Source organism: Brevundimonas sp. SL161 (assembly GCF_049896985.1).
In the GTDB taxonomy this organism is placed as follows: Bacteria; Pseudomonadota; Alphaproteobacteria; order Caulobacterales; family Caulobacteraceae; genus Brevundimonas.
Genome location: NZ_JAFCVJ010000003.1, coordinates 108690 through 118102, shown reverse-complemented (window position 1 = coordinate 118102; position 9413 = coordinate 108690). Strand labels below are relative to the sequence as shown.

Sequence of the window (9413 nt, the reverse complement as noted above, 5' to 3'; positions counted from 1 at the left end):
CACCCCGGCGAAGGCCGGGGTCCAGATCCCGGACCCGGTCGACGGGATGAGCCTTCGGGTCTCTCGTCCAGGAGAGCGTCTGCCATCTGGACCCCGGCCTTCGCCGGGGTGCACGGTGTGAATTGAATCGAGGGGAAAATCGTCGATGCTCGTGCTGCTCGGAATACCGGTCGTGGTCGCGGGCTTCGTAGCCAGGATCAACCCGCTGTTGGTCATCCTGGCCGCGGCCATCGTCACCGGCGTCTGCGCCGCCATTGCGCCCGGCGTCAGCGCGAGCGCCCTGGTCCAGGCCGGCGTCGCGACCCTGACCGCCTTCGGCGACGCCTTCAACGACAACCGCTATTTCCACGTCGTCTGGCTGATCCTGCCGGTCATCGGCCTGCTCGAACGGGCGGGCCTGCAGGAGCGCGCCCGCATGTCGATCGCCAAGGTCCGCGCCGCCTCGGCCGGTCGCCTCCTGATCGCCTATCTCATCCTCCGCCAGGCGACCTCGGCGCTGGGCCTGACCTCGCTCGGCGGCCACCCCCAGATGGTTCGTCCCCTTGTCGCCCCCATGGCCGAAGGCGCCGCCGAGGTCGAGGCCGGCGGGACCCTGCCCGACCCGGTCCGCTACCGCATCCGGGGCATGTCGGCCGCGACCGACAACATCGGCCTGTTCTTCGGCGAGGACATCTTCATCGCCATCGGCTCCATCATCCTGATGGTCGGCTTCCTCGAACAGGCCGGCATCATCGTCGAGCCGCTGCAGCTGTCGGTCTGGGCCATCCCCACCGCCATCGCCGCCTTCCTCATCCACGGCGCCCGCCTGCTGGTCTTCGACCGGTCGATCCGCAAGGCGATCTCCGACGCCCGCACGGAGACGGGCCAATGATCACCCTGGATCAGGTCTATATCCTCGTCGGACTGATGTTCCTGGCCTTCGCCATCCTGACGCTGCGCGACCCCGCCCACCCGACGCGGATCCGCAGCGCCCTGTTCTGGGGCCTGCTGGCCGGGTCCATGCTGTTCGGGTCGTATCTCGGCGGCCTGGGCAACGGCCTGCTGGTCGTCGCCCTCGTTGCGCTCGGCGGCCTGTCGAAGCTCGGCGTCGGCAAGCCCGAAACCACCACGACGGAGGAACGCCGCGAGGGCGCCGCCCGGCGCGGCGACGGACTGTTCCTGCCCGCCCTGATCGTCCCGGTCGTCGCCGTCGGCGGGACCCTCGCCGCCAAACATACCGGCTGGGGCGAGGCCCTGTTCTCCTCGACCCAGACGACCCTGATTGCCCTCGCGCTCGGCTGTCTGATCGCCCTCGGCGCCGCCATGGCCTGGCTGCGGCCGCCGGCCGCCGCGCCGCTCCATGAAGGGCGCCGCTTGATCGATTCCATCGGCTGGGCCGTGCTCCTGCCCCAGATGCTGGCCGCCTTGGGCGCCATCTTCCTGGCCTCCAACGTCGGCGGCGTGGTCGGAGAGGTGGTGACCCAGGCCGTGCCGATGAGTTCGCCCCTGATCGCCGTCCTCGCCTACTGCCTCGGCATGGCCCTGTTCACCGTCATCATGGGCAATGCCTTCGCCGCCTTCCCGGTCATGACCGCCGCCATCGGCCTGCCGTTCGTGGTCGGACAGTTCGGCGGCGACCCGGCCATCGTCTGCGCCATCGGCATGCTGGCCGGCTTCTGCGGCACCCTGCTGACGCCCATGGCCGCCAACTTCAACGTCGTGCCGGCGAACCTGCTGGAGCTGCCCGACCGCAACGCCGCCTTCAACGGCGTCATCCGCGCCCAGGCCCCGACCGCCCTGATCCTTCTCGGGGTCAACATCGCCCTGATGTATTTCCTAGCCTTCCGGTTCTGACATGTCCAAAGCTCTCGACGCCGCCACGGCAGGCCGCTTCGCCCGCGCCGCCCTCGGCCATGTGACGAAGGCGTATCCAAACAAGCTGGATCACGTCCTGAACGGGCCGGAGGACGCGCTTGGCCCGCGCGCCCTGCATCCGGTCTTCTTCGGCAGTTTCGACTGGCACTCCTGCGTCCACGGCTGGTGGACCCTGTTCACCCTGCGCCGCCTGCATCCGGACATGACCGAGGCCGTCGCCATCGCCGATCTGGCAGACGAGCTGTTCACGCCCCCCAACGTCGCGGCGGAGGTCGCCTATCTCGACCGGCCCAACGCCCGAGGCTTCGAGCGCCCCTACGGCTGGGGCTGGCTGCTGATGCTGCAGGCCGAGCTGCGTCGCCACCCTGACCCGCGCGGCCGCGCCTGGGCCGAGATCCTGCGACCACTGGCCGAGGCCTTCGCCGACCGGTTCAAGGCCTTTCTGCCGATCTCGACCTATCCCGTGCGGACCGGAACCCACTACAACACCGCCTTCGCCCTGCGGCTCGCGCTCGACTACGCGGAGAGCGCTGCCGACGCGGAGTTGGCCGACCTTTGCCATGCCGCTGCCCTGCGCTGGTATTCCGGCGATCGCGGCTGCCAGGCCTGGGAGCCGTCGCAGGACGAGTTCCTGTCGCCGACGCTGATGGTCTCGGAACTGATGCGGCGCGTGATGCAGGATCAGGACTTCGGATCCTGGTTCGATCTCTATCTTCCGCGCCTCGAACAGCGCGAGCCCGCGACCCTGTTCGCCCCCGCCACGGTCAGCGACCGGTCGGACGGCAAGATCGCCCATCTGGATGGCTTGAACCTCAGCCGGGCCTGGTGCTGGCGCGGCGTCGCATCGTCGCTGGCGTCGGATGACCCGCGTCGCCCCGTCGCCCTGAAGGCGGCAGAGGTCCACCTCAACGCCGCCCTGCCGCATGTCACCGGCGACTATATGGGCGAGCACTGGCTCGCCAGTTTCGCTCTCCTGGCCCTGCTCGCCGAACCGGATTGAGACAGGCGTCTCCAGCACTACAGGCAAAAGAAAGGGGCGGCCGATACCATCGGCCGCCCCCAACTTTTTAGCTTCGACGCGCCTTTAGAAGCGGGCGGTCACGCCGACGTAGTAGCGGCGGCCGAGCACGTCATAGGCGGACGGATCGGTGTTGGCCGCGACGGCTGGCGCATAAACGGGCGCCATTTCGTCGGTCAGGTTGTTGATGCCGGCGCGGATCGCGACGGTGTCGTTCACGGCCCAGGAGCCGTTCAGGTCGAAGTAGTCGATCGCGTCGATGACCTGGGCGCGGTTGTTGAAGTTCGCGGCCGAGCCCTGGTAGCGCCAGCGAACGCCGAGGCCGAAGGAGCCCATGTTCCAGTTGACGGAGGTCAGCGACTTCCACTCAGGCAGGGTCAGGCCGAAGGAGTTCGACAGGGTGCCCGTGCGGTCCGTGAAAGTGCCGCCCGGCAGGTCCTGACGCTTGTACTCTTCCAGCTTGGTGCCCGTGACGTTGACGGCCAGCGAGCCCCAGTCCGGCAGACCGAGGTCAACCAGAGCAGCGCGCCAGTCGACCTGGAAGTCGATGCCCGAGGTCACGAGCGCGCCCAGGTTGGCGTTGGTTTCGAACGTGTTCGAAACCTGGCCCGAGGCGCGGTCGCGGCTGAACAGCTGGCAGTAGACGTTGTTCGGATCGTAGGTCGTGTTGGACGCGCCATCGAAGTTGAAGCAGCGACGCAGCTGCTCGGTGACCGACACGGTGCCGACCACATTGGCGATCTCGATGTTGTAGTAGTCGACCGAACCCGAGAAGCCCGACAGCCAGGGGTTCTGGAACGGCGACTTCAGCACGACGCCGACGGTGTAGGAGTCGGCGGTTTCCTCGAACAGGCTCGGGTTGCCGCCCGACAGACCCGAAACCTGCTGGTTCGGGAAGGTGTATGTGTCGATGACCTGGCTCGGAACGCCCTGCGTGAGGCAGAGGGCGCGGACTGCGGCGTTGGTCGAGGCCGCCAGGTTGGAACCCGAGGTCGAGCGATAGGCGGTGCGGATGTCGCAGGGATCCGCTGACAAGGCCGGAGCGCCGCCCGAGGTCGGCGAACCGATCGACGGGAAGTTCAGGTTCTGCGGGCTGAACAGTTCGCCGATCGACGGAGCGCGAACGGCGCGCTGGATGCCGCCGCGAACGGTCAGACCGTCGAAGACGACCCAGTTGGCGTCCGCCTTGTAGGATTCGACCACGCCGACCGAGTCATAGCTGGAGACACGGTAGCCGAGGTTCGTTTCCAGGCGCTGGATGAACGGCAGATCGCGCAGCAGCGGGATCAGGATTTCGCCGTAGCCTTCGAACACCTGGTCCGAACCGGACAGGGAGTTCTGGGCGTTGAAGCCAGCGATGTCGTTCTGGGTCGTCAGGACCGTGGTCGTGCCGTTGAACGACGGCAGCAGCGCCGTGGCCGACAGCGAGGCGTCGGCGACGAAGTCGTAGTTCTGCTCACGGTAGGTGCCGCCCAAGGCGACGCGAACTTCACCGGCCGGCAGGTCGAAGACGCCGCCTTGCAGGTTCACTTCAAAGACGCGCTGGTCGTTGACGGTGGTGTTCTTCGATTTCCGACCGATGTAGGCTTGGCAAGCGGCGCTCAGGGTCGATTGACCGAACGGGTTGAAGCCGCCGGCGCAGAGGGACGCGCCGCCGTCAGCGGCATCGAGCAGACGCTGAACCGCCGAACGCGAGACGTTGCCGCTCTGGGTCGTGGTGTCGTCAACGCGGCCGTAGGACAGATAGGCGTCGTAGGTCCAGTCACGCGTGCCTTCCAGATCGCCGCGGACGCCCGTGGTGAACTGATAGACGCTGACGGCTTCGTTGCCGACGCGCGAGCCCAGGGCGCTGAAGCGCTTGTCGAGGCGGAAGGTGCCGGCCGGGTTCGGACGGCTGTTCAGGACGGTACGCAGCTCCGACGAGATGAACGGGTTCGTCGAGGGGATACGGAAGCCCGTGGCCGTACCGGCAGCCGGCGTGGCGGCCAGCAGGTTCGAGGTCTCGTACTGCGAGAACAGGAACTCGGTATAGACCTCAACCGACGGGTTGATCTCATAGGAGGCTGCCGCGAAGGCGTTGTAGCGGTTCTGCGGCAGGACGCCGTAGTTCAGGGGGCCCGTATTGTAGGCGAAGTCTGTCTGCTGCAGCGGGCCTGCGGTGCGGAAGCCTTCGAAGTCGATGCCGCCCGGCGAAACGTAGTCGCGGGCGCCCTGATAGGTGAACAGCGTGCCGTTGTTGTTGAAGCCGAAGGTGTTGGAGTTCACGCCGCCGGTGATGAAGCCGCTGACCACGGCCGTCGTCGGCAGGTTCTGGGCGTCAAAGATGGTCGAACCTAGGGGCGAAGCGCCCGAGAAGCCCGAGATCGCCGAGAACGGGCGAGCTGCGTTGAAGATCGGCGAACGGTGCGAATAGTCGAACGACAGGACGGCGTGGCCGCGGTCGTCGCCGAACTTGCCGCCGATGGTCAGGTTGACCGAGTTGGTGTCGGCGTCGTTACGGTCGGTTTCGCCGTATTGGAAGTCCATCCGGACCCCCTCGAAATCGTCGTCGAGCAGGAAGTTCAGCACGCCGGCCACGGCGTCGGAGCCGTAGGTGGACGAGGCGCCGCCCGTGATCGTTTCGATCGAGCTGATCAGCGAGGTCGGCAGGACGTTCAGATCGACGACCGAAGAGGCGTTGGAGGCCACGATGCGGCGACCGTTCATCAGCACCAGGGTGCGGCCGGTGCCCAGGCCGCGCAGCTGCACGTTGGCCTGACCGCCGTTGGACGGGTTGTTGGACGTGGCGTTTGCGGCGGGCGTGAACTGCGGCAGGTCGTTGATCAGGGTGTCGATGTTGACCGAACCCGTGGCCTGGAAGTCCTCGGCGGTGACCGTGACGATCGGCGAGTTGGCGATATAGTCCTGACGGGCGATGCGCGAACCGGTCACGACGATGTCGTCGACCTGGTCATCATCGGCCTGTGCGGTCTGCGCCATGGCGGGCGCTGCCATCAGGGTCGCGGCGATCATCGCGCCGGCGAACATCGAGGTGCCGAGAAGTCGGCGGCGGTAGGTAGTATCGGTCAAAGGGGCTTCTCCATGAGCAGTCTGTTTTTAGGCCGGACCTTTGGCCCGCCCGTCCCGAAACTCGCGTGGACGCAAATCTGGAACTTGCGCGGAGCGTTACCGCACACTGGGGCTCGGTCAATGAGGATGGCCGAAACGCGACGCTTTAGTAAAGGATTGTCACATTCAGACCACGCACCGGCCCCATTGCCGCTACGGGGAAAATATCGCGTAAGAAGCAGCGGGATCACTCTTCTCGGGAATATGAACATGCGCAAGAAAGCTCGACCTCTGACAGTGTCGGGGCTCATCCTGGCCGCGGCGGCTTTCGCCGCCCCTATGACCGGCCATGCGCAGGACGCGGCGACCGCCAGACCCGCGCTGCTCGAGGGTTTGCTGGCCTGTCGGGCGATCACGGCAACCGACGCGCGGCTGGCCTGTTTCGACGCCGCGACGGCCGCATTCGACACCGCCGAACAGCGGGGCGAGGTCACGGTGATCGACCGGATCCAGGCGCGCGAGACCCGCGCCCGCCTGTTCGGTCTCGACCTCGCCACCGCCAATCTGTTCGGGCGCCTGCGACAGGATGACCCGGTCGACGCGATCGAGACGACTTTAGCCAGCGGACGCCAGGATGGACGGGGCCAGTGGACCTTCGTCCTCGCCGACGGTGCGATCTGGCGTCAGATCGACATGGAGCGCGTCACCGCCCGTGTCGGGCCGGGGGCCGTGGTGCGCATCCGTCAGGGCGCGGTGGGCAGCTATCTGCTGAGCGTCGGCGGTGCGCGGTCGGTTCGCGTCCGTCGCGAACGCTGACCCTGCCGTAAAAGCCGTGAACGGCCATGGCCCCGAATCGACGGCGCGTCTCCAGACCCTGGAGCAGGCTGTCGCAGCCCGTCCCGCGAGCGCCGTGGCCGAGCACAATCTGGCCGCCGCCCTTGGGGACATGGGTGACGCCGAGGGGGCTCTGGCGGCTGTCCGGCGCGCCTTCGCCAAGGGCGGGGACGCGCCGGAGACCTGGCTGGTGTTCGCCCGCGCCCTGATGTCGTCGAGCCGGCTCGCAGAGGCCGAAGAGGCCCTGCGCCAGACCCTGATACGTCGACCGGACTATGCCGACGCCCTGCGGGACCAGGCCCAGCTCATCTGGATGCGGAGCGGTGACGCCCGTGCGGCTCTGGCCGCGATCGACGCCCGGCTCCAGTCGGCGCCGACCGCGCCGCTGGCCGGCCTGCGCGCAGGGATCGTGCGAGACATCGTGGGCGACGAGGCGGCCTACCGCGGGCTGGAACGGTGGCTGACCGGGCCCCACCCTGCGTCTCTCGACGCGACAGCCTCGGCCGCCGCCTCGGGATTCGATCCGGCCCTGGCCCTGAAGCATGCCGAGGCTGCGGCCGGCGCCGCGCCGGGCGATGCCGACGCCCGGGTGGCGCGGCTGGCGGCCCTGATGGCCTGCGGTCGATCCGGCGAGGCCCTGCCGGGACTGGATGCGCACCTTGCGACCACGCCGGGCGATCAGTACGCCCTCGCCCTGCGCTACGTCGCCTGGAGGGTGGTCGGCGACCCGCGCGCGCTTTCCGCCGACGACTATCGCCGGCTGACCGCCGCGTTCGATCTGGCCGGGCCCGTCGGCCAGGATCGCGAGGCGTGGCTGGCCGAAGCGACCGCCGGCCTGCGCGCCCTTCATCCTTTCCGGGCCCAACCCCTGGGCCAGTCCGTCCGCTCCGGCGTGCAGGCTGCGCTGGACCCGCGTTTCGCCGGCGATCCGGCCATCGACGCGATCTTCAGCGCCCTGACAGACCCCATCCAAAGCTACATCGGCGCGATGGCCGGCCGGGACGACCCGATGAGCCGCCGTGCGGGTGGAGGCTTCGAGATCATCGGCGCCTGGTCCGTGCGGCTCACCGCCGGAGGGCGCCACAGCGACCACATCCATCCGAACGGCTGGGTCTCCTCGGCCCTGTATGTCCAGACCCCGGAGTTGTCGCCGGACCAGCCCAGAGCCGGCTGGTTGCGGTTTGGAGCCTGTCGGCTGGGCATCGGGCTGGAACTGGCTCCGGAACACTGGATCGAGCCGAAACCTGGCCGCGTCGCCCTGTTCCCATCCTGGATGTGGCACGGCACCGAGCCGTTCACGGGCGGCGGCGAGCGCCTGACCGTCGCATTCGACGTGCAGCCCAGGTGAGGCTGCCGCGCCGACCTGCGCTCAAGCAGCGAGGCTCCGCGAGCCGAGCTCTAGCGCCCTACCCTTAAATCGGCATCCGCATGATTTCCTGATAGGCGGAGATCACCTGGTCACGCACCGCGATCACGGTCTGCAGCGAAGCCTCGGCGCTGGAAATCGACGTGACCACGTCGATCATCGAGCCCTGCCCCTGAACGGCCTGGGTCATGTTGGTCTCGGCCACGCGCGTCTGTTGCGTCATGTCGCCCATGACATTGGACAGCATCTGCGAAAACTCGGGGCCGCCCGCGACCGCGGCGCCTGCCGTCGCTCCGCCGGCTCCCTGGGCCTGGGCATAGGCCCGGGCGGCCATCAAAGGGTTCATCGACATCGATCAGGCCCTATCGCTTGAGGATATCGAGGGTGCGGCTTTCCATCGACCGCGCCGTCTCGATGACGTTCAGATTGGCTTCGTAGGCCCGCTGCGCCTCGCGCATGTCCATGGCCTCGATCAGGGTGTCGACGTTGGGTCGCAGGACATAGCCTTCGCCGTCGGCCGCCGGATGGGTCGGGTCGTATTCACGGCGGAAGTCGCTCTGGTCCGGCCGAACCTCGGCCAGCGACACCCCGGTGGCGCCGTCGATGCCCCGCGCCTCGAAGACCGGGATCTGGCGGCGATAGGGATTGCCTCCGGCCGTCGGAGCCGTCGATTCCGCGTTGGCGATGTTCTCGGCGATGATCCGCATGCGCGACTGCTGCGCGGTCAGGGCAGAGGCGGCGACCGCCATGGCGCTGTTGCGCGGCGTGCCGTTGCGGCCGTTGATCGGATCACTCATCGGGTGCTTCCCTTACGGCTCATCGACCCGGAACCTTGGCCGCCAGGCCGATCATGGCCATCGCCTTGGTGTAGAGTCCGATCGCGGCGTCATAGGCCATGCGGCTCTCGGCCATCTTCAGCATCTGCTCCTCGACCACCACCGCATTGCCGTCGAGCGTGGTTTCGGAATCCGGCGAGGCCTCCGACGTGAAGCGGGCCACCGGCGCGCCGTTCGGTCCGCCGACAGGCATGTGGCCGGCCGAGGTCTGGACCATGCGCAGTCCTCCCCCGTCCCGCATGGCGGCGGCGAAGTCCGTCGGGGCTCTCAGGTCGCGGCCGACGTAGCCGGGCGTATCCGAGTTGGCGACATTCTGGGCGATCAGACGCTGGCGTTCGTCCAGCCAGGTCATGCGGCCCTTGATCTGGCTCAGAAGGGAGATGTCGGCGACGCCCATCGGGATCGTTTCCTTGATCGATGGGCAGAAAATGCCGCCTGTATGGTTAACGAGGGCTTA

Annotated in this window: 9 protein-coding genes; 5 read left to right on the top strand and 4 right to left on the bottom strand. The window is 67.8% G+C overall.

Going from position 1 to position 9413, the window contains the following annotated elements; genetic code table 11:
• Positions 1-145 precede the first annotated feature (145 nt).
• Genes ACP7AU_RS04350 through ACP7AU_RS04340 form a run of 3 tightly spaced genes read left to right on the top strand, consistent with a single transcriptional unit; the run spans position 146 to position 2854 of the window.
• Positions 146-871 carry a DUF969 domain-containing protein gene (locus tag ACP7AU_RS04350; protein WP_426050626.1) on the top strand — a complete coding sequence of 242 codons (726 nt, stop codon included), beginning with the start codon at positions 146-148 and terminating at the stop codon, positions 869-871.
• Positions 868-1833: a DUF979 domain-containing protein gene (locus ACP7AU_RS04345; RefSeq protein WP_426036564.1), complete on the top strand. Its 966-nt coding sequence runs from the start codon at positions 868-870 to the stop codon at positions 1831-1833. Before ACP7AU_RS04350 ends, ACP7AU_RS04345 begins: the two co-directional genes overlap by 4 nt.
• A 1-nt stretch (position 1834) precedes the next feature.
• Complete coding sequence (locus tag ACP7AU_RS04340; RefSeq protein ID WP_426050625.1) at positions 1835-2854, top strand: DUF2891 domain-containing protein; 1020 nt, start codon at positions 1835-1837, stop codon at positions 2852-2854.
• A gap of 84 nt (positions 2855-2938) precedes the next feature.
• On the opposite strand, the gene ACP7AU_RS04335 is transcribed toward ACP7AU_RS04340, so the two are convergent.
• On the bottom strand, positions 2939-5941 hold the full coding sequence (locus ACP7AU_RS04335; protein WP_426050624.1) for a TonB-dependent receptor domain-containing protein: 3003 nt from the start codon (positions 5939-5941) through the stop codon (positions 2939-2941).
• 249 nt (positions 5942-6190) lie between these two features.
• On the opposite strand from ACP7AU_RS04335, the gene ACP7AU_RS04330 reads away from it, so the two are divergent.
• Positions 6191-6736: a hypothetical protein gene (locus ACP7AU_RS04330; protein WP_426036558.1), complete on the top strand. Its 546-nt coding sequence runs from the start codon at positions 6191-6193 to the stop codon at positions 6734-6736.
• Positions 6737-6752: 16 nt separating this feature from the next.
• Positions 6753-8102 carry a putative 2OG-Fe(II) oxygenase gene (locus tag ACP7AU_RS04325; RefSeq protein WP_426050623.1) on the top strand — a complete coding sequence of 450 codons (1350 nt, stop codon included), beginning with the start codon at positions 6753-6755 and terminating at the stop codon, positions 8100-8102.
• Positions 8103-8166: 64 nt separating this feature from the next.
• On the opposite strand, the gene ACP7AU_RS04320 is transcribed toward ACP7AU_RS04325, so the two are convergent.
• Genes ACP7AU_RS04320 through ACP7AU_RS04310 form a run of 3 tightly spaced genes read right to left on the bottom strand, consistent with a single transcriptional unit; the run spans position 8167 to position 9353 of the window.
• Positions 8167-8466 (bottom strand): flagellar hook-basal body complex protein FliE, encoded by a 300-nt coding sequence (locus ACP7AU_RS04320; RefSeq protein WP_426036904.1) that lies wholly within the window; start codon positions 8464-8466, stop codon positions 8167-8169.
• A 16-nt stretch (positions 8467-8482) separates the two neighbouring features.
• Positions 8483-8917 (bottom strand): flagellar basal body rod protein FlgC, encoded by a 435-nt coding sequence (gene flgC / locus ACP7AU_RS04315; protein ID WP_303695124.1) that lies wholly within the window; start codon positions 8915-8917, stop codon positions 8483-8485.
• A 19-nt stretch (positions 8918-8936) separates the two neighbouring features.
• Positions 8937-9353 carry a flagellar basal body rod protein FlgB gene (locus ACP7AU_RS04310; protein WP_426050622.1) on the bottom strand — a complete coding sequence of 139 codons (417 nt, stop codon included), beginning with the start codon at positions 9351-9353 and terminating at the stop codon, positions 8937-8939.
• Positions 9354-9413 lie beyond the last annotated feature (60 nt).

Excerpts from the sequence above, each read along its gene's own strand:
- ACP7AU_RS04350 (WP_426050626.1), top strand. The coding sequence starts at position 146 with ATGCTCGTGCTGCTCGGAATACCGGTCGTGGTCGCGGGCTTCGTAGCC.
- ACP7AU_RS04340 (WP_426050625.1), top strand. The coding sequence starts at position 1,835 with ATGTCCAAAGCTCTCGACGCCGCCACGGCAGGCCGCTTCGCCCGCGCC.
- flgC (WP_303695124.1), bottom strand. The coding sequence starts at position 8,917 with ATGAGTGATCCGATCAACGGCCGCAACGGCACGCCGCGCAACAGCGCC.
- ACP7AU_RS04330 (WP_426036558.1), top strand. The coding sequence starts at position 6,191 with ATGCGCAAGAAAGCTCGACCTCTGACAGTGTCGGGGCTCATCCTGGCC.
- ACP7AU_RS04345 (WP_426036564.1), top strand. The coding sequence starts at position 868 with ATGATCACCCTGGATCAGGTCTATATCCTCGTCGGACTGATGTTCCTG.
- ACP7AU_RS04320 (WP_426036904.1), bottom strand. The coding sequence starts at position 8,466 with ATGAACCCTTTGATGGCCGCCCGGGCCTATGCCCAGGCCCAGGGAGCC.
- ACP7AU_RS04310 (WP_426050622.1), bottom strand. The coding sequence starts at position 9,353 with ATGGGCGTCGCCGACATCTCCCTTCTGAGCCAGATCAAGGGCCGCATG.